Raw genomic sequence first — 24,565 nt, 5'->3', positions numbered from 1 at the left:
TTAAAACATCGCATTTTAGAGTTATCTTGGAAAAAAACAATTTTCCGGGGTTTCCTTAAAATACAATCTGGTAGGGGTACATTATGGGTAAAAACGACGGATTTATAATATATAAACGCGTGGAAGATTCATGGATAGAGCCTTCTTCACGCATAAAGAATTTCAGTGAATTTCATAATCACTTGAATGACAGCGAAAGACGGGAGCAGGCGGCAAGGTGCATGAACTGCGGAGTTCCAATGTGCCAGAGCGCAATAAAACTTGCGGGAATGGTGACAGGATGTCCTCTGCATAATTTCATACCTGAATGGAACGATGCGCTGTACAAAGGCCAGTACGACATGGCGGCATGGCGGCTTTTAAAAACTTCCAGCTTCCCTGAATTCACAGGAAGAGTCTGCCCTGCGCTCTGTGAAAAAGCCTGCAACTGCGGCAACGGCGGAGACATAAAAGAGGCCGTTACAATTCATGACAACGAGCTTTATATAATCGAAAAAGCCTTTGAGTCCGGCTACATGAAACCGCAGGTTCCAAAAGTCCGAAGCGATAAGAAAATTGCCGTCATAGGCTCAGGCCCGGCAGGACTTGCTGTTGCAGACATGCTTAACCGCCGCGGACACAATGTTACTGTATATGAGCGCGATGACAGAATCGGAGGGCTTTTGATGTACGGAATTCCAAACATGAAGCTCGACAAAAAAATTGTTCTGCGCCGCATTGAGCTTATGAAAGCGGAAGGCGTTACTTTTATAACAAACGCTGATGTCGGAAACAATATCGATGCCGCTAAAATTTTAAATGACTATGATGCCGTTGCATTGTGCTGCGGAGCAAAAAAAGCACGTCCTCTTTCTGCGCCCGGAAGCGATGCACAGGGAGTTATGTTTGCCGTTGACTGGCTGAAAAGCGTTACAAAAAGCCTTCTGGATTCAGAGTTTGCAGACAAAAATTTCTTTGATCCAAAGGGAAAACACGTTGTAATTCTCGGCGGCGGCGACACAGGAAACGACTGCACAGGCACAAGCATCCGCCTTGGAGCAGCGAGTGTAACCCAGCTCGAAATGATGCCCTGCCCTCCAGCAGAACGCCAGCCTGAAAATCCGTGGCCGCAGTGGCCGAAAGTTCTCAAGACAGATTACGGAGCACAGGAATCTATTGAAGTATTCGGCCATGATCCGCGTGTCTACAAAACAACTATCAAGGAAGTTTATCAGAAAGACGGCGCAGTCTGCGGAATAAAAACAGTTCAGGTGGAATTCAGAAATATCGACGGAAAAAGAACACTGTGCGAAATCGAAGGCAGCGAAAAGGAGCTTCCCGCTGATTTGATTTTAGTTGCGGCTGGCTTTTTGGGATGCGAAGATTACACGGCAAAAGCTTTTGGCGCAGCGCTTTCACCCCGGAGCACAGTTGAAACTTCAGGCGCAGCTTCTTATTTCACAGGAACTGAAAAAGTTTTCACGGCAGGCGACATGCACAGAGGACAGTCCCTTGTGGTCTGGGCAATCGCAGAAGGCCGCGAATGTGCAAGAGAAATCGATGAATACCTGATGGGATATTCAAATCTGTAGCAAAACATTTTCAATTCACTTCAAGCGGGCTTTAAATCGTTTGCAAACAGCGGTTCCAAGCCCGCATTTTTGTAGCTTCCTATGGAATAAAAATCAGCTCGCGCGAAGTATCCTGAACAAATTCCAGACTGCCATTCAAATCCCCGGATGCAAAAACCGAGCCGTATTTACAGATAAAAATAAGCGAAATATCCGTTTCAAACGTCTTTTTGAATTCATCCAGAAGCGAAAAGGATTTTTCCACACCCAGAATAAATGTTACTGTTGAAAGCACATCTGCGGCTATTCCCGACGGAGAAACAACAGTCGCAGAAACAACGCCCGAATCCGCAGGGAATCCATTGCGCGCATCAAAAATATGATGATAGCGTTTTCCGCCGAGTTCAGAAAAGCGTTCATAGCTTCCGCTTGTAACAACGGAATTTGCGCCGGTATAAAGCCTTAAAAGCGGCTGGCCGGAAGGATTTTCAGGATTTTTTATTCCGACCACCCAGGGGTTTCCGCCGGGCTTTTTTCCGTAAAGGCAGATGTTTCCCCCGAAGTCCAGAACAGCGCGCTCCACATTGTTTTCCCTCAAAATTGAACAGATTTCATCCGCGGCGAATCCCTTTGCAATTCCGCCAAGATTTATTTTCATGCCTCTTTTTTCCAGAAACACTGAATTTCCTGAAAGCTCCATAAAACGCGCATCCATAAGCGGCAGGGTATTTTTTATTTCATCCAAAGACGGAATCCGCGCATCGTCAGTGCCTATTCCCCACATATCAATCAGCGGGCCTGCAACAGGAGTAAATGCGCCTCCTGAAACATAAAAAGCTTTTTTAGAGGCGGACAGCATTTTCAAAATATCATCAGATGCGCTGGCTTCAGAAATTCCTGCCATGGAATTTATACGGGAAATTTCCGAGCCGGGAAGAAATGCGCTAGATTCATTTTCAATCTGAAAAAGTCTTGCAAAAATTTTATCATAAAGTTTTTCTGATCCGCTTTCAAAAGCATTAACTGTACAGACAGTGTCCATGCATGCTTCTGTTCTTGCGCCGCTCTGCCGTGAGCAGGAAGACAGAGCCACGATAAAAGAAAAAAACAAAAAGAAGAAAAAATTCATCAGATATTTTCCTCGAGCAGCAGAGAATTTTTTTGATACTCAGGAAGAAATTTTTTTATTCCTCCAGTTTCAAAGCTGACCGTAACAACGTATTCGCCCTCATCGCTGTAGCCGCATTTTACAATCTGCCCGTGTCCGTAATCATCATGGAAAACAGAAGCGCCCTTGCAGTATTTCTGCTCAATCGGATTTTTTTTATGCTGCTCCGGAGAAAATGAATTCGGCTTCTGGCCAAGTATGCGGATTTCAGTTCCAAGCTCAGAAAGAAACGGACTTGGAATCATAAACGATGTTTTCCCGAAAAGTCTTCGGATTCCGCACGAAGTAAAATAAAGCTCGTCCTTTGCACGCGTAATGCCGACATAAAAAAGCCGCCGCTCTTCCTCAAGCTCCAGCTCGGTTTTTCCTTCACGCGGAAAAATTCCAGATTCAAGTCCGGTTATTATGACACGCTTGAATTCAAGACCTTTCGTATTATGGAGCGTGATAAAAGTCACCTTGTCCTTGGATTCGCTTTCCGCCTCCTCGTTTTTAAGAGTGCGGTCAAGATTTATGTGATCAAGAAAATCAATAAGTCCCTGTTTTGTGCACGGATATAAAACCGCGCTGTTCACAAGCTCCTGAATATTTTCTATTTTCTGCGTGCCTGTATCCTCGTCCTGCTCCTTGTGAAATTCCTCAAGTCCGCTTTCCCCTGCAATTTCAGAAATAAAAGAAGACAGCCGCTTTTCCCCGGAATCAGGAACAGCCTTTTCATCTATCGCCTGGCCTGCAAGCAGAAACGCCTCGGAGCTGACAGGAACATCAGGCAAAGCAGCGGCATACTTTTCAGCCAGCGACTTGAAAAAATCAAATCCCTCCCGGGCTTTTTTTGAAAGCTTCAGGGTCGAAGCCGCCTCTAGAATCGAAGAGCCTGAAGCCGCCTCAACAATCTTGTCCTGGGTTGAATTTCCGATTCCGCGCACAGGTTTGTTTACAATTCTCCTGAATGAAATTTCGTCACGCGGATTTACAATAAACGAAAGCCAGGCAATGATATCCTTCACTTCCTCGCGCTCATAAAATTTAAGGGAGCCCACGACTTCATAGGGGATTTTCCTGTGGATGAATTCAGTTTCGAAGCCAAGGGACTGCGCGTTTGTTCTGTAGAGGACTGCCCAGTCGCTATAGGGAACTCCGTTTTTATAAGCCTGCTCTATAAGGCTGTAGCAGAATTCAGTTTCATCATCCTGCGAAGGAAGAAACACAAGCGCGGGCTTTTTGCCTTTGCCCCGGGCAGATATAAGTTTTTTACCAAGGCGGCCCGAATTGTTTTTCACAACATTTTCAGCGCAGCCTAAAATTTCAGAAGTTGAACGGTAATTCGTTTCGAGCCGGACAATTTTTGTTCCCGGAAATTCGTCCTTGAAATTCAAAATATTCTGCACTTCAGCGCCGCGGAATTTATAAATGCTCTGGTCATCATCACCTACAACACAGACGTATGTCCCGGAATTTTCATCAATGCCGGAAAGTTCCTTCAGAAATTTGAACTGCGCCACATTTGAATCCTGGTATTCATCAACAAGAATAGCCCTGAACTTTGAATAAAAAATTCTTCTTACGTCAGGATTTTCCTTTAAAATCAGATACGGAAGCAGAATCAAATCTCCAAAGTCCAGATTTCCAGTATTCCTGAGGCGCGCCTGGTATTTTTCATAAATCTCCGGGAACATCGGCTCGTCGCAAATTCGCCTCAGCTCAGCATCGTCAGGAAGAAGGCAATAATCCTTGGCAAGCGAAATTTTTTTTGCATAATGGGAAGCATCTTTTTTTGTAAGCGAAGGAACAGCCTTTATAATCAGAGAGCACATATCATCGTCATCATAGACTGTAAAATTGCTTTGAATTCCTATTGTGCATCTTTCAGCATACAGACGCAAAAACCATGCGCCGAATGAGTGGAACGTTCTAATCTGGGCTTTATACGCAAGCGGCTCAAGCTGAACTGCTCGCTCTCTCATTTCCTCCGCGGCTTTTTTTGTAAAGGTAACGGCAAGAATTGAAGAAGGACTTATCCCGAGGCTGGAAATCATATATGCGATTTTTGTAGTTATAACACGGGTTTTTCCGGAGCCTGCTCCTGCAAGAATTAAAAGCGGACTGCCCTGATGCTCCACCGCCTCACGCTGCTCATTATTCAAAACAGAAAGACTGTCTTCAATATTCATTCAGCAAATTCTCCATCAATATCCACGCCTGAAGCGCTGACTGCAAGAACCTTTACAACTGCCCCCGGAACAATTTTTTTTACAGCAGCCTCGCTGTCAAGATCGTAGCGGACAACAAACGCTCCGTCAACTTCGGGAGCTTCAAACCACGCTCTCCCGATTGCAAGCCCTTCGTCTGTGCCGTCCTTGTTTTCTATAATTTCTTCTATCAGCACATCGTATTTTTTTCCGCAGCGGAGCTTCAGATTTTCCGCAGTGATTTCCGCTTGAAAATTCTCCAGGCGCACGGCTCTTTCCTTTGCCTTTGCCGCAGAAACTTGACGCTTCATTTTATCAGCGGCGGTGTCCTCTTCTCTGCTGTACGGAAAGCATCCAGACCAGTCAGCCCGTATTGACTTCAAAAAATTTTCGGTAGCAAGCGCGCTGGCTTCAGTTTCCCCGGGAAAACCTGTCAAAAAAGTTGTTCTTATGCAGCTTTCAGGAAAAACCGAGCGGATTGTTTCCACCAGTGAAATATAGTCGGCGGAAGTTCCCTTGCGGTTCATGGCGCGGATAATCGTGTCGTCGCCGGACTGAAACGGAATATCAAAATACGGAAGAAAACGCGGATCATTTTTCATGACTTCAAGAATATCCTGATTAAAATGGTCAGGATGAATATACAAAAGCCGAACCCAGAATTTTCCCTCGAGCGCAGAAATTTTGCGTATAAGTGAACACAGTGGAGATTCGCCGTTCGCTTCAGAAAAATTATTTTCTTTGCAGACAGGAGAATTTAAATTCCTGTAAATAATTTCATGCCAGTTTTTTTCAGAGGAAAATTCCACGTCGTCCGAGCCGCAGCCATAAGCCGCCAAATCCTGCCCGATTAAATTGATTTCAAAAACTCCGCGCGCCAAAAGCGACTTTATTTCAGCCACAATGTCATCTGAATTTCTGGAGCGCAATTTTCCACGGATAAGCGGAATGGCGCAGAATGAACAGCGGTTGTCGCAGCCTTCAGTGATTTTTACAAATGCGCTTCCCTTGAACGACAAAAGCTCCCGGCGTTCTCCGCAGCAAACCCCTTTCTGCTCCGCCTTTAAAACCGGACGCTGACCGTCAAACAGTGATTTTACAGCGGAATCAAGAAGCTCTAAATTTCCGTTTCCAAGAATTCCATCTGCCTCGGGAAGCTCCTTTTTAAAAATATCGGCATAACGCTCCGCAAGACAGCCTGTCAAAAGAATTTTCACGTCCGGGAATGCAGCTCTGGCATCAATAAGGGAATTCAGGCTTTCCTTTTTTGCGCTCTCAATAAAGCCGCAGGAATTCACGACTATCAAATCAGCCGCTTCAGGCTCCAAAACCTGTTCAAATCCAAGGTTCAAAAGACGGCTTATGATAAGCTCGCCGTCAACCTGGTTTTTTGCGCATCCATGCTGGTCAAGAAAAAATTTTTTACTAGTCAAGCTCAAGCACCACTAAACGGTATTTTCCATCACTGTCGCGAACCCACTTTATATCTTCCGCCTGAACTTCGCCTGCGCGGCCAACTTCAAGATCATAGGAAGAAAGTCCCGCAATAACATGAATTTTCAGCGCGTTGATATTGCTCATCCAAAGGCGCGTTCCGTTGTTAGAAGTAACGGTAACAAGCTCGCCGCTCTTGTAATAGCCTTCAACATAATCCTGGCGGTCGCTCTTGTACCGGAAAAGACATGAGCCGCGGAAAGTAACATTTATTGTAAACGGATAAGGGCGCGTGTCCTCATGAATCACAGTTCTGTTGTCATTGTTTTTTACAGAAGACGAAGCAGGAATTTCAGAAAGCTCTGTTCCCGAACCGTCGTTTGAAAGTTCAACAAATGAATTTTCTATTGCCTTTTCCAGAATTCTGACTTCCGCGCCGTTGGCTTCATTGTCGCTTGAAATATCGCTAAGATACAAAATCAAATCAGAAAATCCGTCGCCGTCAATATCCAGCTCGCGCTCTTCGCTCAGCTCCACAATCTGATTTCCTGACGGCGTAAGAATCAGGAAGTTGCCAAGCGTACCGCCGACTGTAAGCACAATATTTCCCTTGCCCTGTTTTGCAGGAACAAGAATTTTGTCGCCTTTGTAAAGTCTGCGGGTTTCTGGCTTGCCGGTAAACTGATACTGGTGGATTTTTTCCTTTTCAACCTGCTCTTTTGTTTTAATCTGTTTTTTCTCTGGAATTTTCAAGACACTGAAATAAATGTATGTCACCAGAAAAGCAAGAACAGCAACCGAGCCTGCAATAATCGCTGGAATAAGAAAAGCCGGATGATGCTTTTTCAAAAGCTCCACAGGCACAGGCGCTTCCTGAATTTTCTTTGCATGATAAAGCTGAAGAATTTCATTTTTATCAATTCCAAGAAATTCACAGTAATTCACTAAAAAGCCCACAAAATAGGACTCTCCTGGAAAATCCTCAACACGCTCATTTTCCAACGACTCTATATAGTTTTTTGTAATTGCAGTGGCATGCTCAATAGCTTCCATGGAAAATTTTTTTTCTTCGCGGGCGGCGCGCAACAGTTCTCCGTAGCTTTCCATTTCTTACTCCGAAAGAAGAAAATTGTTATAGTTGTTTGCAGATGACGGCGGATCATAAATAAAACGCTGGTCGCTTATATTTACATTCAGCCTGTAGTTATGAAAAGAAAACACATATTCCGTGTCCTGCGCAGAAACTGCCGTAACACGTCTTATAAGTTTTGATGAAGGGTCTATTGAAAGCTTTATTGTGCGGAAAGCTTCCGTGGCGGATCTTCTTGAAAGAAGAAGATTCACAACCATCTCATCGCTGTTTTCCTCAAGCGGAACAGCCGACTGCCCGGATTCATAGGCAATCGTGTAATACCGGCGCAAAAGAGCAAGCCCTTTGGAAGTAGCAGTGTTCAGACCGGAGGATGTAACATTCTGCTCAAGAATCGCTGAAGTCGGACTCGGAAGATAAATGGTAAGGTCATCGCCGTTAAAAACAATAACCTGTTCCGCCGGATTAGAAAAATCTATGCGCAGCATCTCCGGACGCTTAAAGCTCAATTTTCCTGTCATTTCATTTTTTCCAATCAGGATATCAATATCAGCCTCGTAGTCTTTCAGCTCGGCGTAGCGGTCACTGACTGATTCAAAAAAATCATTGGCCGTTGTGATTGCCTGTGAAAATGCCGCCGCACAAAGACTGCACAAAAAAAGTGCGGTAAACAAAAACTTTTTCATTTACACTACTCCAAATTAATACATTGTAAAAAAATAACCTTTTATCGTCAACAGGCATTTTTTTAAGGAAAACTACAAGCCAAAACTCCGCTTTTTCAGCATGACTTTTTCAGGATTTCCTTGATTTCTTCAAGAACAGAAAGCGCCTCTATTCCAGTCTGAAGGGTTGAGCGCAGGGAATTTTTTCCGTCAAGAAAATCAACGGCATTCTGAACCATGTTCGAAAAATATCTGGTTTTTTCAGGAATTTTTTCCGAGCGGTCATTAAAAAGAGAATAAAATCCGGTGTACAAGTGCGACTCTCCGCGCCGGTAAAGCTTCAGATAGCCGTTTCCAATGCAGATTCTTCCTTCTGTTCCCGTAATTGAAATTTCAAAGCCGAAAAAACGGGAGCGGCCGCTTATGCAGACGCAAACATCTGGACACTGCGGCGTTGTATAATGCGCACTGAACTGCCGGATGTTTTTTTCACTGTCAGAAAAAATGCCCGTCACAACCGGAGAAGCAAGCACGGGACTGGAAAAATTCAAGGCCGAGGCGAGGCGCAAAAGACCGCTTTTTTCAGTTTTTTGCCGGCTGTTTTCAAGAAAAAAAAGAACGGCATCAACAAGGTGCGTACCGTCATGGATAAGGCTGTAAGCGCCGGTATTTTCCTCCGCAGGATTATAGACACAAAGGCTTGAATAAAGCTGCGCATGAATGCTTTGCAGCTCCCCGATTTTTTCCATGTAGGATTTTGCCAGCTTGAAATCTTCCGCAAATCGCCTCTCGTGGTTTACAAGAAAGGGAACCTGGTATTTTTCAGCTTCCACGCGGATTTTTTCAGCCTCGGCAAGATTCAATGCAACGGGCTTTTCCAGAATAACAAGGCGCGGGCGGGCATGGATTGCACAAAGAGCTTCATTCAAATGCGAAGCCTCATTGACCGCCACTGTAATAATGTCCGGGCGGCAGGCGGCATACAGGCTTGAACTGTCAGAGTAAACTTCGGTTCCGCTGTTTGCCTCATGCCATCTGGCGCGCGCAGAAGAATCTGTGTCACAGCCGGCAACAAGATGTATCCGGGAATTTCCAAGAAGAGCCATTGTGTGGCTCGCAGGCTGCTCCCGCTTTTCGTCAAGTCCGAGAGTGTAGCCTATTCTTCCCAGGCCGACCAATACAGCTGTGTAAGTGCGCATAAATTCCCGGAAAATCAGTCCATGAGCTTTTCGTATTTCTTTGCAAGCCTTCTGGATTTCTTGGCCGCAAGTCCGCAGTAATTCGCCGGATGCTCAAAAAAGCTCTCTGGATTTTCTACGCCGAGTTTTTCAAGCTGGGCAGTGATTTTTTCAAAGGCATCTGTATGTGTCTTCAGAACTTCAAAGAAAGTTTTGCCGGATTTTTCAGCCTCAAGCGTAATTTTTCTGATAACCTCGTGGCCGTCATTCACTCCGGCTTCGCCAAGCAGAATGTAGGCAGGCTCGGCAAGAACACCGCCGCGAACCTTTCCGCCGGCATTTTCAAGATTGCGCGCCATTGTCTCCTTGTCAGCCTGCAATCCGGAAACAACGCTGTTCATTCTGGCAACCGCCATTGTGAATCCGGCAACATAGTCAGCCATAAAACGCTGGCTCGCGGAATTTGTAAGATCGCGCTGATGCTCTGAAATCTGATCCATATAAAAAGTCATCACGCGCGGGCACATTGCCTTCCAGAGAGATTTTACATGCTCGCTGTTCCATGGATTTCTCTTCTGCGGCATAGTGCTTGAGCCAACCTGGGTAGAAGCAAAATATTCAAAGACCTCGCCAAGCTCTGAACGCTGAAGGTTGCGCAGATCATCCGCAAGGTTCGCAATAATTCCAAAGGCAACGTTCATTTCAAGCAACAGGCGCAGAAGATACTCCGGCTCCACAAGCTGGTTCGAATATTCGCTCGCAGAAAGCCCCAGGAATTCCACATAGACACGCTCAAGTTCCTCCGGGTCTTTTACAATCATCGAAGGTCCGTTATAAGAGCCGACGGGGCCTGCAAGTTTTCCGACAAGCTGGCCGGAAAGTTCTTCTATGCGCAGAATTGATTTTCCAAGTCTGCTGACAAATTCCGCAATGCTCCATCCAAAAGTAATGGGAACTGCGTGCTGTCCGTGGGTGCGTCCCACCTGCGGAACCTCGGCATCCCTGTCAGCAATAGCGCACAGGCTTTTTTCAAGTTTTTTCAGCTCGGGAAGAACAACATTTTTTGTGACATCCCTCATGCGGCAGGAAAGCGCAGTGTCAAGAATATCAACGCTTGTTGCGCCAAGATGAACCAGGGGACCTATGTCGGCCGGAGCTTTTGTCTTCATTACATTCACCAGAGCGCGGATATTGTGCCGGGTCTTTTCTTCCTCCGCATACACTTCCGCCGGATCGATTTCCGCAGCAATACGGTCAAGCAATGCGGCTGTTTCGTCCGTAAGGGAATTCCGAAGCTTCAGGTGGCTTTTTACAAGGGCAGCCTCGCACAGCGCACATGAGCGTATTGAAGCTTCCTCTGAAATATACTTAGAAAGGCCGCTGAAAACGCTAGCCTCTGACAATGAATATCTGTGGTCGATACAAGAAATGTTTTCAAAAATATTACGTGTTTCCATGAAAACTATTCTAGTTTATCTTGCAATAATTTTCAATTAAGGTGCATCAGGGGAAACTCTAAAAATTCTTTTTAAATGATTTTTTCAGAACCTACAGCGGCAAATTTCCGCAGAGCCTATGACTGCGTGAATTTAAAAGAATCCTTTATGTCTTCGCCTGAAAGATTTGAATAAACCATTTCATTGTTTAAATCAACAAGGACAACCTTTGCTTCGGCATAGCTCCAAAACTGCCCCTTTTTTGCCCTGCTGAAGCTGAACCCACGGATTCTCTTGGCAAGTTCAAAGGGTACACTTTCCATCACAAGAACCCTTACAACCACAGAACGCCTGTTTCTTAAAAAAGATGAAGCCCCGGAAAGCGCAATTTCAGGGAGCCTGTCAAGCTGGCCAAGCACAGCCCCTTCATCTTTGCAGAACGAAACAAGACAGACTTCCCTCAGCTCAAATCCATCTTCGTTTTTGCGCAGAACTCCAGCTATGTCATATTCCTCGCCAAGGTAAAAAGCGCTGGTGTCATAATTTCCGGAAAGTGAAGAAAGCAAAAGCTCCTTGTAATTTTGAAAATTCATTCCACACCAGCCGCAATCCTGAATCCGAAGAAATTGTACGCCTCGTTGGGGTCATAGGAATAGCGGTCGGCCGCCGAGATGAACATTGTGTATTTATTCCAGCTTCCGCCGCGCATAATGCGTTCCGAGCCGAACTGCGGGCCTGAATAACGCTCTGACAAATCCACAGCCTTGTACGGAGCTTCCCAGTCCCAGCAGAATTCCAGCACGTTTCCGCTCATGTCGAAAATTCCTGCGCCGTTGGGATTTCCGCTTGAAGGGCTTGGAGGCGCGCTCGTGGAAAAAGGAGTTCCGGCTGTTCCAACTCTCCTTGTTCCGCCGGTATTTTCAAAGTACCAGGCGACTTCATCCGCGCAAACAGAAGAATCTCCCTTTCCTGCCGCATCAATCTGTCCGCTGGCCAAATCCCCGGGCTGCAATCCCGCTGGAGTTTTCCGGGCGGCATATTCCCATTCCGTTTCAGAAGGAAGCCTGTAGGACTTGCTCTGCCAGTCACATTCCGCAAGATCGCAGGAAACAGTGTCTGTGGCATCTCTCAAAACATTGCCTTTATAAGAATAGCTTGGAGCAAGACCTTCCATTTCGCTGAGCGCATTGCACCACACAAGGGCATCGTACCAGTTTATGCCTGTAACCGGCTCATAGCAGTTCATCTGCGAAGGACTTTTTCCGCGCTGTCCTCCGGAACCTTCCTGCCCTGGGTTTGCAAAAACATATCCGTTTTCCTCCGCCCATAGGCGCACCTTGTACCACAGGCTGTATGTTGTTTCATAGCGGTTAAGCCTGAATGAAAAAACTTTCCGTTTGGCTGTCACAGACTGCAAGTCTTCGCCGATAACATATTCAATTCCCCCGGGAGGCGTAGAAAACTCCACAAAATCAAGTTCCGAAAAAGTTTCCGCGTGAATTTCCTGCGCAGAAAGCCCCGCCGCAAAAAAAATAAATGCCGCCGCCTTTATCAATTTCATTTTCGTTTCTCCGCTATTCTTTCCTGTTTTTTCAGATAACGCATCTGCTTCCGCTCAGCCTTGCGCTTTTTAGCTGAAATTCTTTTTCGCACTTCAACAGCCGGAGTAAGCCGCCGCTTCATAAAGAAAAAATAGCCGAATATCGAAGTGAAAACACAAAGCCCCGCAATCGCCGCGGCTCCAACCCATCTTGAATCAGCCCATGGAAGCGGAACGTTTATTCCAAAATAGCTTGTCACCAGCGTTGGAAGCATGAGCACAAGATTCCAGGCTGTCATTGTCTTCATGACAATATTCAGGTTGTTTGACAAAACAGAGGCAAAAGCATCGTTCATTCCGGCCATAATGTTTGTGTACATATCGGCCATTTCAAGAGCCTGGCGGTTGTCGATTTCAACGTCATCAATCCAGTCCTGGTCTTCCTCGTCAAGCTTCAGAATCTTTGTCTTGCGGAGCTTTTCCAGAAGCATCTGGTTGCTCTTGAGGGAAGTTGTAAAAAACACGAGCGATTTCTGTATGTTCAAAAGCTGAATCAGCTCATGGTTCTGCACGGAGCGGAGCATTTCGTTCTGAATTGTGGTTGCCCGGCGGTTCAGCTCCTTCAGGTACCTAAGAAAGGTAAGGTCTGCGCGCGACATAAACCGGATTGTAAAAGCAGGAAAATCGTTCAGAGAAAGCTCTTTGATTCTGTTGGCCGCAAAATCCTTCAGAACCTCGCAGTCAGTCCAGCAGATTGTTATAAAAAACGAATCAAATGTAATAATGCCCAGCGGCGCTGTAAAATAGCTCACATCATCGCCCGGGGAAAAAACCGGAAGCTTTATAATTGTAAAGGTATAGCCGGTGTCGTCATTGCGTTCAATTCGGGAAAGCTCGTCCGGGTCAAGTATATCAAGCATATTTTCAGGATCAATTCCATAGGTTTCTTCCAGCTCGCGGATATCATCCCTGGTAACAGAGCGGGCATCAACCCATGTGTTCATTTCTGGAGCAAGCTCGTTTTTTTCCTTGCTCACCAGCTTGCCGTTTTCCTGCTGCCAATATGTAATCATAGAAAAACCCCGCTAAAACAAAAGCTTTGAAAATGAATTTCAGGGAAACACTGAACAATGCAAAACCGGATTATCCAGTGCCAATAAACAACAACCCCGATGCAAGCACCGGGCATCAAACCTCCGCACGAACAACATCTGCTGTTTTCGCTATTTCAAATAAATACAAAAAATAGCAGAAAAATGCCAATCACCGCCCGTAGACTTTCACTTAATTTGAAGGCAGGTTTTTTACAATCTTCAAAATATAAAGCTCTACATACCTTTTCAAGGCAGGATGATTTTTTATCTTCATCATGCTCGGAGTGTCCACAAGGGACTCTGCAAGCCGCTGAATTCGCTCGGCATTGAATGTGTCGGCTTTAAGGCTTCTGAGGACTTTTCTAAAATAGTCCCGTATCAGCGCATTTACATCCTCTCCAAGATTTTCATAGTTCTGCTTGCCGATTCTATCGTTCCATTCATGCATGTAGCCTTTAAGCTCGCGTTCCAGCGTGCTGCTTTCCGGAACAAATTCCTTTTCAATTTCAATGGCGATTTTCCGAAGGTCGCGGCGGCGGGCATTCTTTGGGTCTATGCTGTCGTCCTCGTCGCGGCGTTTCAGCATTTCCTTTTCCTTTTCCTTCTGCTCATTCTGAATTTTCAGGGTGGCGGAAGTTCCTGCGTTTTTTCTAATTTTTGCCCGGGGCTTTTTGAACAGGAGCTTCATAAAGAACGAAATAATCGGCATTGCGTACCAGAACGGAAGCTTAAGCTTTGCATCCGCCAAAAGCTCATGCCTGCTCAGCATAAGAAGCTCGCTGTAGGAAATCATCGTGCCGTTTCTGAAAAGTCCTGCGTGCCCTGGAGTCTGGTCTTCAAAAGCAACAACCGGCAAGAACGAAGCGTTCAGCAGCGCGGAAAGAACAGGCTCTATAGAAGAAACTTCACGCTCAAGACAACGCTCAAAGGCAGTGTTCTCCTTCATTTCCGAAAGCATTTCGTATTCGCGCAGATAACTGTACCATTTTTTTATAAGAGCCTCGCGGACTAAAACTCTAACATCATTTGCAAGCCTGAGTATAAGCGGAATAACACGCTCCTTGAAAATGTAGTAGCCGCTTCCGTCGTTAATCTTGAAAATCAAAAGCTCCGGCATCTGGTTTCCGACAGACTCCTGGGTTTTTGCCTTGAGATGCTCAAGCAGCTGCTCTTCCTTGTACTGGCCTAAAAGCGGAATTCCAGACTTGTCCTTCATCTTCCTGATGTCATTCATGTTATAATAGTACGGAGGATTTTTCATAAGGAGATCAAGCTGCTCAAACGCGGCTTCCGCCTGCATTCTTTCCGCCGCCTTGGACTTATAATAGGAAGTGGTTATTTCAATTATTGCAACAGACTGAAGAATTGTAACATCCTCTGGAGCAAAATCCTTGAGCTTTGTGTAATCCTGCTTTATAAAATAGCACAGCTGGCTCCAGTAATAAAAATTGTCGCCGCTGGTCTTTAAAACATCAAGAACCGCCTGGGGATTCGCGCAGAATTTATTGAAAAATGTCTTTATTGAAAGCTCCTTTCCCGGATTTGAAATAGAAAGCTTCTTCAAAAAATAGTCGTGCGTTTCCTCTTTGTGCATCAGCTCCTGAATCTTTTTCAGCGAAAGATTTATGAGAGAAGTAATAGAATATGACGACGGAAAAATAAGAGAAGGAACGGATTTTGAAAAAACAATGCAGTACAAAGCCCTGTCGTTCAGCTCCTCCTTGTCCAGGCGGTCAAAGATAATGTCGTCAGCCTGCTTTTTTGTAACAACATCAAGGGGAACAACTTTCGGCATGTCATTTATGCTCGGGAACGGAATGGAGATGTTCGCCTCAATCTGATTAAAAAGCGCATTGTATTTTTCAATGAAATAAGGAACAACAAAAATATAATCCTTATTGCGTATAGAGCCAATTACAACCTGGCGGTCAGCTACAAGGGTGTTCAGTTCAGCCTCTAGTGTACTCTTGTAATCAGTGGTGCAGTAGCTTTCCAGAGCAGAATTTTCTTCGATATGATGCTGGGCATATCTATGAACATATTCCGCAAACTGCCCATACTCGAGCATGTCCGTCTTCTGCTTTGTGCAGTTAAATTTTAAAAGTGTCAAAATATTTGAGGTTGTAGCCATGTTTCCATTATATATTGAAAAAGAACAAGAGTAAACATAAAAAGAGAAAGTCTAAAAATTCATTTTCAAGAATTTTTTTGCTTTTCCTTGGATTTTTTCCGCAAAACGTGCAGTTTTTTAAAAAAAACAGAAATAAATTCCAGTAAAAGCTTCGGAAGCAAAAAGCTTCTGGAAAACATTTTTACGGAGGAATCTATGAACGCCTTGAATCAAATCATCATCGAAGGAAACGTCGTCCGCCAGCCGGAAAAGAAAAGCTGCAAAAACGGAGCCGCATTCTGCCGTGTTCCAATAGCGGTAAACAGAAAATATAAGGGAGGCGACGGCTCCTACATTGACGAAGTTTCATACTTTGACATTGCGACATTCGGGCAGACAGCGGAACTGTGCGAAAAATGGTGCTCCAAGGGAAGAGGCATCCGGGTTGTAGGAAGGCTCAAGCAAACAACACTAAAGAGCGAAGATGGAAAAAAACGCAGCAGCATAGAAATAATCGCAGAACACATAGACTTCAAGCCGCTTGCCAAAAAAGACCCGGAGGAAAATTCATCCGGAACTGAAAATAATTCCAGAAAAATAAAATCCCGGGAATCCTTGCAGGAAGAATTCCGCGAGCCGCCTGAAGACGACGACCTGGAATTCTAAAAAACAAGCCCCGGAAAATTCTGTTTTTCAGGGGCTTGTGATGCTGGCCAAAATTATTTTCGCTTTTTAGAAAGCTTTGCAGCCTGCATGTTTCTTTCCTGGGCGGCCTGATATGCCTCAAGTTTTTCCGGACTGTAAAAGCCATCTTTCCAGTTGAACCGGGAAGCTCCGGTTATGAATTCGCGCTTTTGGATAAGGGAAACAAGGTTCCTTATATCGCTTTTCAAAACCTTTGTCTTTGAAAAATCTATAAGCTGCCTTGTCCACCCTTTTCCTTTTAAAGTATCCATTTTGTCCAAAAGACTGAACGGGTACTCGGGCATAACAAACGAACCGTCAGGCGTGGAATTCACCTTGAATCCCATTCCCTCCTTGTCGCTGAAATAGGTAAAATTATAGTCGGCCGGAAGCTTGAATCTCATCCTGAACAAAACAGGATAAGAGAATACGCTCAGCAGAACCCTTGAGCGCTCGGCAGGAGTTTCAAACACACGGGCCAGATTCTTCTCTGAATTTTCAGCCGGTGACTGCAAAGCCATAATGTTGTTGTTTTCAAGGAAGCTGACCGCCCACCGGTTGAAAGTGTACAGATAAGGCCCGGCGATGATATTGACCTTATACTTTTTTAGGATGTTTATATGCGCAATATTATTCACAATAAAAGCCGTGTAGCCTTTTTCCACAAGCGCAGAAAGTGTCCTGCCGAATTCGTCCGCCCTTCCTTCATCAAAAAAAGGATCCAGGGAAATCATGACCATTTTTTTGCTGTACGGAAGAATTGGGCGCGAAGGGCTGTCCTTGTTCAAAAGGTCATAGGTGGTTTCAGAGTTAAGCTCAATTATTAGGCGGACAGGATGAAGCGCAGATACAATGTGCGCATCTGAAACAGTGGAAACCTGGACATAAAGCCCTTCCGGAAACCAATCCAGCTGATTGCGCGCAAGAGGAGTAAGATCCAGAATAGGAAGCCGCTCCGGCCCCGGCTGTTTTCTAAAGCGCGAAAGGTCAGGCGGAAGGATGCGCTTGTACCGCTTGGACATTGACTTTGTCTGCAAAAGATAAACGCTGTCCCCTTTTGAAAAACCCTGCGGAATATCAATCCATCTTGAGCCTTTTTCATCTATAGAAAGCACACGGATTTTATGACTTTCACGGCCGCTGTCATCCTTGCGGTGAAGACGGATGCTGTCCCCTGGATCAGGGCTGTAGTCGCCGCCTGAAATTTCTGCCATCTGAATGGCAAAATCCTGCTTTTTTTCCAATGAGGATGAATACTGCTCCGTTTCAGAAGCAGATGCCGGCCTTGTTCTGTTCACTCTGCCAAGGAAAATTCCCGTTCCGCCAGCCTGACGCGGATTCAATATTTTTTGCCCGGCCGAATCAACACCTTCCTGGACAGATTTAAATCCATACCAGTAGTCAGTCTTTGACCGCGCAAAATCAGTGCTCAGAATGCGCTTTCCTTCCGCAATAGAACCTTTTTTGTCTTCCTTCCAATGATCCATCACGTAGCGGTAAGCAGCGGTAACTGCCCCGACATACTCCGCGCTTTTCATGCGGCCTTCAATCTTAAAACTGTCAACACCGGCTTCCATGAGTTCCGGCACATGGGAAATAAGCTCCAGATCACAGGGAGAAAAATAATATCCGTTTTCAACAGCGCCGGGAATTTCAGCTGAATATATTCTGCGGCAGGCCTGCGTACAAACTCCGCGGTTTGCTGATTTTCCGCCGAGATAGCTTGAAAAAAGACACAGGCCGCTTTCACTTACACAAAGCGCACCATGCACAAACATCTCAAGCTCTGCATTTGTTCTTGACTTTATCAGGCGGATTTCCTCAAGTCCAAGCTCCCTTGCAACAACAACGCGCTTCACACCCTGCTTGCACAGCAAATTTGCGGCGGCGGCGCTTTCCACATTCATTTGGGTCGAAGCATGAATTTCAAGGTCAGGAAAAAATTCCTGGCACATTCTTATTACACCAAAATCCTGGACAATTATTCCATCAGGCTTTATCTTGTTTAAATATGAAAGAAAACGGTAAAGCCGCTCTGTTTCGTTTTCCTCGCAGACAGTATTTACTGTCACATAAATTTTTTTTCCGAGGCGATGCACTGTCTGCACAGCCGCTTCAAACTGATTCCATGCAAAATTGGAGGAGCGAAGACGGGCATTGAAACTTTTTAAACCCATATAAACGGCATCCGCACCTTCGCCTATGGCGGCATCAAGAGCCTCGATATTTCCCGCAGGAGCTAATAATTCTGTCATTTTTCTATTATACAAATTTTTCCACTGTTTGTCACAAATAAAACCGCCTTGAAAAATCTTTTATGTTTATGTATATTTTCACTATGGGAAACCGAAATTTTTTCAAGGACTTGTTGAATTCTTTTTTTGGAGGAAACAATCCAGAAGCCGCTAAAAAACGCGCCTTAAAAAACATTGCAAAAAACATTTCTAAAACCAAATATCATTTCTACAAAGCTTCTACAAATGAAATAGACCCGAGTTTTGCAAAATTTTTCTATGAAATATACAAGGCGATTTCACCTGCACAGGCGATGATTCAGTCTATAAATCCTGCGGCATTCAAGCACATGGTTATAAACAATTCGCTTTCAGAAAGACAGCTCAAAGCTCTGGATAACATCTCGGAAAACGCAATCACCGAAGCTGTAAGAAAAAAGCCGCTCAAAGAAGTTTTTGACGAAACAAAAATTCAGATTGACGCTTTCTCTTCTGAATTCGACAGCGCAAAAATTTCTTCTATTGATAACCTTTATACAAACCTCATGAATTTTGTAAATTTCTTGCAGTTCGATTATTTCTTTATGCTCAAAAAATTCGACAGCGGACTCAAGGAAAATTCTTTTTCGGCCGCCCCGCGTTTTTCTCCTATCAGCGGAACATACGTGCTTGAGGACTTGAAGAATTTCGCCGATGTTGCATGGCCGGTTCTTTCCGACAGCTCATGGGAGGAAGTTTTCAAGCTGATAAAAAGGGCAAAGGGCGTAGATCCTATTTCATCTGGAATCTGGAAAAAAATCCTTGCAAGAATCCGCTACCTTAAAGAAAACAGAATAATTGAAATGCTCGTTCAGCTTATTTCTGAAAATCCGTCATACAAGGAGGATGTTTCTAACAAGGAGCTTTACATTGTGGACGATTTTATCACCGATGCCAAAAAGCAGGCTGAAGCAACGCTCAACAACCTTAAAGAAAAGCAAACAGAGGGAAAAATCGAAGCTCTGCTGACACAAATCTTTGGAACAACTCAAATTGAAAAGCTGAAATTCTACACGGAAGCCGGAAGCGCGCCGTTCGAGCGTAAGGAAATCGGTCGTTTTGAATACTGCGAGCCGCTTTCATACCTGAAAAAGTTTATCCTTGACTATGTAAAAAAAGACATCAAGGAGCTTTCGGACATTCTTCTTGTTCGCGGTGAATGGGCCAGCCAGGAGCTTGCTTCCCCTATGAGCGAGGCATTCCATCAGCTTGTTGAAAACGTGGACAAAATCATTGCGCTGGACAACAGCCTTAATGACAGCGTTGACCTCGGTCTCAAAATGAAGACACACCTTCCGCGCACAGAGCGTGACAAGGAATCACGGAACATAATTCATTCCACATTGAATTTTGTAAACACATCGGCAGCGAAAATTATTTTAAGCTCAGTAAATTTCTTTATTATCTACGGAAAAAATCTCAAGATGATTCTGGAAGACTGCATAAAGCAGCACCCTGCCCTCATAAGAAACTGGAAGGACATAGATCATTTTGCAGAAGGAAAGCTCAAGCAGATGTGCATCGCTGTGTACAAGGAAATTTTTTCGTTCGTTTCCCTTATGCAGAATTTCCACATCGAAATAAACGAAGAGTAACAGCGCAAGGAATTTTTTATGACCTATAGCACAAGTCTTACTGTACGCTCATACGAATGTGACAGCTACAGCCATGTCAACAATGCAGTGTATCTCAACTACCTTGAACTCGCGCGCATGGATTACCTGCACCAGATCGGATTCGACTACAAGGGAATTGTCGAGGCGGGATATTATCTTTATGTGACCCACATTGATATTTTTTATAAGAATTCAGCATTTCTTGACGACAAGCTTGTAATTGAAACAACACCTGTAAAGCTTGGCGCTGTAAGCGGAACCTTTCATCAAATTATAAAAAAAGAAGACGGGCATGTCTGCGCCGAAGCTGATGTAACCTGGGCTTCTGTAAAAAACAATGCTCCTGCAAGACTTCCACAGGAATATATTGTCGAAGGACTCAAGCCATGACTATTTAAGGAATCCCTTGAGAACAGATTCAACCAGGGACTTTAAATCCGGATCCTGCTTTACTGATGAAGTTTCAAGATTTTCCTTGATTGTAAAAATCCCATTCTGCTCTACAATTACCTTAGCCATATTTTTTGTCCTTAATGAAGATTTTGTAATTTTTGAAAGCAACCCCGAACCGCCGCCGTTCTGCGGCTTGGATAATTCAAGAGCCTTTTTCATCAGTCCATGCTCAGAGGAAGAAATAGTGTTTTTCTGTTCTTTTTCAAATTCCGACATTTTCTTTTGAAGTCCTGAACCTGTTTAGGGCATTTTCAAAGTTGCCTCCGGAAAACACTGGATAATCCGAATTTGCTGCTCCCGGAGATTCCTTTTATTTTCGACAAAATAGCAAAAAAGTTTAATACTTTTAAGGAAACATATAAAAAACGCCCCCCCGAATTAGAAAAAAAATTGACTGGAATAATAAAGCCAGTATTACAAGAAATGTTCTTGAACAAATCTATAAGAAATCATTAGAATTAAAATCTGCAAAAAAGAAAAATCCTAAATTGTTATTTACTACAAGACCAGAAGATAAAAAATTCTGGAGGTAAGAATGAGCCGTTCATATCAGAAAACTATTGCCTGGGGCAAGTCTAATAATGGTGGCTGCACACGTCATAATAAAACTTGGGGTGATTACACAGCCGAAAAAGCAAAGAAAGAAGGTGTCCCTGTTATCAGACAACATCACAGGCACAACTTGCAGACTTTGGAAGATTATATAAAATATGTAGAAAACGACTGCAATACACACACTGGCACGGACGACATGTATGATCGTCGCAACTTAGAAGAATTAAGGAAATGGATTAATGAAAATGGTGATTGTGCGGCTTCTTTGATTGAGTTTGCGAGGAATCTTTACAACAAACACCGGACAAAGTAGAAAATGGATTTTGAAAGGGTATTGAAAACATGAACGAAGATGTTTATTACAATTCGCTGATTTGAAAAAATTTAAATCATAAATTGAAACGGACTCGGAATTAAAATTTTTGGAATTGCCTTATAAAGAAATTCCAGAACAGTATCAAAAACGTATAGGACAGGAACTTGAAGAGCCAGGTGATACATCTTTGTTTGACTTTATGAACATGGCACGAAAAGTCGTTGGAAGCCGCCCCCTTTTTTTTATGACGGGTGAAAAAATCACAGGTTGGGTCGGCATACAACCTAGCAAAGACAGAAGCATAGAAAACATAAAAATGTTTTCATTTCTTGACCCAAAGAAAAATTTTATTACTTGGAAAAATTTACAACTCTTACTTGAAATTTTGCTGTTTGACATAGGATACAATTCTGTATCATGGACAGCAGTAGAATCAAATGAAGATGTACTAAAGGGATATGATTTAATAACGGCAATGTTTTTATTAGACAGTAAGTTTAAAATAAATGTCAGACCAATACATCTTAATGAACAAACAAAAAAATGTTTGTATTATACAATCTCCTGGAAAACACCACCCTCTTATAATTCCTCTAAACAAATCCTCGATTTTATCACTAACCACTATAATTTTAAGGTTAAGTTGCTTGCAAAAGAGCAAAAGACTATTTTGAAAGAAATTGGAATTAAGGATTTTATTTCACGCTATCAGAACGCATTGCAGTAACAGTCTGTCAAAAGCATTGTCTGTTGTTCCACTAGGTTTTACAAATCCTCTTTTAATAAGCATTTATAACATTGATGATTTTTATAAAAAAGCAAGCAAGGGTGATTTGGTAAGATACAAAAATGAAATGGACAACAAGTGAATTTTAAAGAATGCATCGAATCCATAATACATTCTCACTTGTCTCCTACTCGAATGGTCTCAAGTGCCCCAGAACTTAATCAGGCGTGTCAGGAACTACCATTTCAAAAATACTATACAATTTGCCATAAGAACTTATCAAATGAATCAATAAATCTGTTATTTTATATAAAGCAGAAATTCCTTTTTGACGTTCAAGAAAAGATAGACGGCATAAAATCATTTTGTGAGGCTGGGGGGCTCGAAAATCGTGCCGGTGAAAATTAAAAAAGTGTTGTGGCAATGAAAATAAAGGCAAACAGGGAAACCGCCATGACAGATTGTTCCAAAGGAATTTTTCTTGTAATTCTTTGAATGTCATTTTTCATAAGAAAATAATGCGTTTTTTGAAATATCAAATAACTTTAAGTGTTTGAGGAAATAATTCCAAAAAAATCATCAAAAAACACTTCATTAGTTCCCCTTTATTTATTCCCCGAAAAATGTATAATATTACCCATGGTTGAAATAAGGCAAGAACAGGAGCAAAAAGTCAGATGCCTTTTAGTCGGCGCGCCTGACAAAAAAAGCGGAAACCCTGAGCCGCAGGAGCTGCAAAGTCTTGTTCGGACACTGGATATGGAAACGGCAGGAACAGTTGTTCTTACGCGCATAGAGCCAACCCCCGCATACGGGATAGGAACAGGAAAAGCCCAGGAAATCGCGGACAGAGCAAAGGAGCTTTCTGCGGACTGCATAATTTTTGACTGGGAAATAGATCCGTCAAAACAGCGCAACTGGGAGAAATTATCCGGAATGCCTGTTTTTGACAGGAATGAAGTCATCATACGGATTTTTGACTCAAGGGCGCAGACAAAAGAAGCCAGCCTTCAGGTGGAGCTTGCAAAACTCCAGTATTCGCTTCCAAGACTTAGCCACACATACGGTGATATGGCGCGACAGAGGGGCGGAGCATTCGGAAACAAGGGAAGCGGCGAAACACAGCTGGAGCTTGACCGCCGCCAGATAGAAGACAAAATTGTCCAGATAAAAAAAGAGCTTGCCCAAGTCGCAGTAAACAGAAACATACAGCGCAGACAGAGAGAAAGAACCGCGGCAGCAACCTGCTCACTTGTGGGCTACACAAACGCCGGAAAATCAAGCCTGCTGAATGCGCTCACCGGAGCTGATGTTCTTGTTGAAAACAAGCTTTTTGCAACCCTCGACCCGACCACAAGAAAATGTCCGCTGTCCGAAGCTTCTTCCGTGCTGATGACTGACACTGTCGGCTTTATCTCGAATCTTCCGCACACACTGATTGATGCTTTCAAGTCCACTCTGGAGGAAACCGTGCTTTCCGATTTTCTTCTTGTTGTGGTTGACGCTTCAGATCCTGAATGTAAAAAGCAGTATGATCAGGTTCAAAAAGTATTGAAGGAAATCCACGCTGAAAATATTCCGCAGGCAATCGTGCTGAATAAATTTGACCGCGTAAAGGACAATATCATAACGGTTTCAACGCTGAATAAAACCTTTCCCCAGGCAATCCATGCAAGCGCAAAAACAGGCATGGGATTTGACCAGATAATTTCGGTTCTTACAGAAAATCTTCTTGGAAAAGAATGGAAATTTGAAATTCCGATGGAGAGCGCGCCGCTTGTGGAGCTTGCCAGAAAAAATGGCACCATTAAAAAGGAAGAATGGCTTGAAGACAGAATTGAGCTGACCGCAAGAATTCCAGGAAAATTTGATGAAAACGGAAACGGCACAACAAGAACGCTTTCGCTGCTCAAGGAATTCATAAAATGACACACGCAAAACTGAATAAAATTCTTTCAGTCATAGCGGTTTCCCTGTTTGCCTTTATTTTTATAGCCACAATAGTGTTCTATATTGTTTCAAGGGAAAAACACGGAATTTTCTGGAACCCAAATCCAGCGGCAGAAAAAATCACAAACATGAGTGCAGGAAGCGAAAAAAGCATGGATGCGTTCACTGACATAGGACAGCTCCGGATTTTCACCAGGCAGACTGAAGAAGACGCGCAGGCAGTCGTTGTTGTAGTTTCCCCGTGGTTTTCGTATCCGTCGGAAGACAAGGCTTTGTTTGAGGAACTTTCGCTAAAGGAGCGGCAGATAAAAGCCATTTTTACAAATTATTTTTCCGCGCTCACATTCCCCCAGATAAAATCAAAGGGAGAAAAAACAATAAAGGAAGAGCTGCTTCAAAAGATTAACGAAAATCTTGTAATGGGAAAAATCCGCGCAGTCTACTTCAATGATTATATTTTCATAGAATAAGACTGGATGGAAGAAAGGGAAAAGGTATCAATATTCAAGTTGAAATGCCAAAGACCTTAAAAAAAGT

At 43.8% G+C, this 24,565-nt stretch carries 21 protein-coding genes; 8 read left to right on the top strand and 13 right to left on the bottom strand.

From position 1 onward, the window contains the following. The first annotated feature begins 83 nt into the window (after positions 1 to 83). A complete protein-coding gene (locus tag ACI4L0_RS00605; RefSeq protein ID WP_439798232.1) occupies positions 84 to 1,571 on the top strand; it encodes a glutamate synthase subunit beta in 1,488 nt (495 codons plus the stop codon). Between the two features lie 79 nt (positions 1,572 to 1,650). Here the strand turns inward: ACI4L0_RS00605 and ACI4L0_RS00600 are convergent, their stop codons facing one another. From ACI4L0_RS00600 to ACI4L0_RS00550, 11 genes are all read right to left on the bottom strand, one after another. Continuing rightward, a complete protein-coding gene (locus ACI4L0_RS00600; protein WP_439798231.1) occupies positions 1,651 to 2,679 on the bottom strand; it encodes an FAD:protein FMN transferase in 1,029 nt (342 codons plus the stop codon). After that, positions 2,679 to 4,889: an ATP-dependent helicase gene (locus tag ACI4L0_RS00595; protein WP_439798230.1), complete on the bottom strand. Its 2,211-nt coding sequence runs from the start codon at positions 4,887 to 4,889 to the stop codon at positions 2,679 to 2,681. Before ACI4L0_RS00595 ends, ACI4L0_RS00600 begins: the two co-directional genes overlap by 1 nt. Continuing rightward, complete coding sequence (gene rimO, locus ACI4L0_RS00590; RefSeq protein ID WP_439798229.1) at positions 4,886 to 6,340, bottom strand: 30S ribosomal protein S12 methylthiotransferase RimO; 1,455 nt, start codon at positions 6,338 to 6,340, stop codon at positions 4,886 to 4,888. Before rimO ends, ACI4L0_RS00595 begins: the two co-directional genes overlap by 4 nt. Then, positions 6,333 to 7,448 carry a helix-turn-helix domain-containing protein gene (locus ACI4L0_RS00585; RefSeq protein WP_439798228.1) on the bottom strand — a complete coding sequence of 372 codons (1,116 nt, stop codon included), beginning with the start codon at positions 7,446 to 7,448 and terminating at the stop codon, positions 6,333 to 6,335. Before ACI4L0_RS00585 ends, rimO begins: the two co-directional genes overlap by 8 nt. A 3-nt stretch (positions 7,449 to 7,451) precedes the next feature. Further along, the gene (locus tag ACI4L0_RS00580) at positions 7,452 to 8,117 is read right to left on the bottom strand and encodes a LolA family protein (RefSeq protein ID WP_439798227.1); all 666 of its coding nucleotides are present in this window, start codon (positions 8,115 to 8,117) and stop codon (positions 7,452 to 7,454) included. Between the two features lie 95 nt (positions 8,118 to 8,212). Beyond that, on the bottom strand, positions 8,213 to 9,295 hold the full coding sequence (locus ACI4L0_RS00575) for a Gfo/Idh/MocA family protein (protein ID WP_439798226.1): 1,083 nt from the start codon (positions 9,293 to 9,295) through the stop codon (positions 8,213 to 8,215). 14 nt (positions 9,296 to 9,309) lie between these two features. After that, positions 9,310 to 10,731, bottom strand: coding sequence for a lyase family protein (locus ACI4L0_RS00570; protein WP_439798225.1), 1,422 nt, complete (start codon positions 10,729 to 10,731; stop codon positions 9,310 to 9,312). Positions 10,732 to 10,847: 116 nt separating this feature from the next. Beyond that, on the bottom strand, positions 10,848 to 11,303 hold the full coding sequence (locus ACI4L0_RS00565) for a hypothetical protein (protein ID WP_439798224.1): 456 nt from the start codon (positions 11,301 to 11,303) through the stop codon (positions 10,848 to 10,850). Further along, positions 11,300 to 12,271, bottom strand: coding sequence for a formylglycine-generating enzyme family protein (locus tag ACI4L0_RS00560; protein ID WP_439798223.1), 972 nt, complete (start codon positions 12,269 to 12,271; stop codon positions 11,300 to 11,302). Before ACI4L0_RS00560 ends, ACI4L0_RS00565 begins: the two co-directional genes overlap by 4 nt. After that, positions 12,268 to 13,323, bottom strand: coding sequence for a magnesium transporter CorA family protein (locus ACI4L0_RS00555; protein ID WP_439798222.1), 1,056 nt, complete (start codon positions 13,321 to 13,323; stop codon positions 12,268 to 12,270). Before ACI4L0_RS00555 ends, ACI4L0_RS00560 begins: the two co-directional genes overlap by 4 nt. A 211-nt stretch (positions 13,324 to 13,534) precedes the next feature. Continuing rightward, positions 13,535 to 15,475, bottom strand: coding sequence for a hypothetical protein (locus tag ACI4L0_RS00550; RefSeq protein ID WP_439798221.1), 1,941 nt, complete (start codon positions 15,473 to 15,475; stop codon positions 13,535 to 13,537). Between the two features lie 195 nt (positions 15,476 to 15,670). On the opposite strand from ACI4L0_RS00550, the gene ACI4L0_RS00545 reads away from it, so the two are divergent. Further along, positions 15,671 to 16,120, top strand: coding sequence for a single-stranded DNA-binding protein (locus ACI4L0_RS00545; RefSeq protein WP_439798220.1), 450 nt, complete (start codon positions 15,671 to 15,673; stop codon positions 16,118 to 16,120). 53 nt (positions 16,121 to 16,173) lie between these two features. Here ACI4L0_RS00545 and ACI4L0_RS00540 read toward each other — a convergent pair whose 3' ends face one another. Next, a complete protein-coding gene (locus ACI4L0_RS00540) occupies positions 16,174 to 18,393 on the bottom strand; it encodes a peptidase U32 family protein (protein WP_439798219.1) in 2,220 nt (739 codons plus the stop codon). A gap of 83 nt (positions 18,394 to 18,476) precedes the next feature. On the opposite strand from ACI4L0_RS00540, the gene ACI4L0_RS00535 reads away from it, so the two are divergent. Beyond that, positions 18,477 to 20,006, top strand: a complete 1,530-nt coding sequence (locus ACI4L0_RS00535; protein WP_439798218.1) for a DUF5312 family protein — start codon at positions 18,477 to 18,479, stop codon at positions 20,004 to 20,006. A gap of 18 nt (positions 20,007 to 20,024) precedes the next feature. Then, entirely contained in the window at positions 20,025 to 20,417 is a 393-nt protein-coding gene (locus ACI4L0_RS00530; protein ID WP_439798217.1) for an acyl-CoA thioesterase, read from the top strand. On the opposite strand, the gene ACI4L0_RS00525 is transcribed toward ACI4L0_RS00530, so the two are convergent. Continuing rightward, positions 20,418 to 20,696 (bottom strand): hypothetical protein, encoded by a 279-nt coding sequence (locus ACI4L0_RS00525; RefSeq protein ID WP_439798216.1) that lies wholly within the window; start codon positions 20,694 to 20,696, stop codon positions 20,418 to 20,420. A 319-nt stretch (positions 20,697 to 21,015) separates the two neighbouring features. On the opposite strand from ACI4L0_RS00525, the gene ACI4L0_RS00520 reads away from it, so the two are divergent. The 4 genes from ACI4L0_RS00520 (at position 21,016) to ACI4L0_RS00505 (ending at position 24,498) form a co-directional block, all read left to right on the top strand. Continuing rightward, positions 21,016 to 21,348: a hypothetical protein gene (locus tag ACI4L0_RS00520; protein WP_439798215.1), complete on the top strand. Its 333-nt coding sequence runs from the start codon at positions 21,016 to 21,018 to the stop codon at positions 21,346 to 21,348. A 109-nt stretch (positions 21,349 to 21,457) separates the two neighbouring features. Continuing rightward, on the top strand, positions 21,458 to 22,078 hold the full coding sequence (locus ACI4L0_RS00515; protein ID WP_439798214.1) for a hypothetical protein: 621 nt from the start codon (positions 21,458 to 21,460) through the stop codon (positions 22,076 to 22,078). 639 nt (positions 22,079 to 22,717) lie between these two features. Then, positions 22,718 to 24,007 (top strand): GTPase HflX, encoded by a 1,290-nt coding sequence (hflX, locus tag ACI4L0_RS00510; RefSeq protein WP_439798213.1) that lies wholly within the window; start codon positions 22,718 to 22,720, stop codon positions 24,005 to 24,007. Then, positions 24,004 to 24,498: a flagellar basal body-associated FliL family protein gene (locus ACI4L0_RS00505; RefSeq protein ID WP_439798212.1), complete on the top strand. Its 495-nt coding sequence runs from the start codon at positions 24,004 to 24,006 to the stop codon at positions 24,496 to 24,498. Before hflX ends, ACI4L0_RS00505 begins: the two co-directional genes overlap by 4 nt. Positions 24,499 to 24,565: the final 67 nt, after the last annotated feature.

Source organism: Treponema sp. (genome assembly GCF_051883275.1).
Taxonomy (GTDB): domain Bacteria; phylum Spirochaetota; class Spirochaetia; order Treponematales; family Treponemataceae; genus Treponema_D.
The sequence above is the reverse complement of the archived record's forward strand: the minus strand, read 5'-3'. Positions and strand labels throughout refer to the sequence as shown.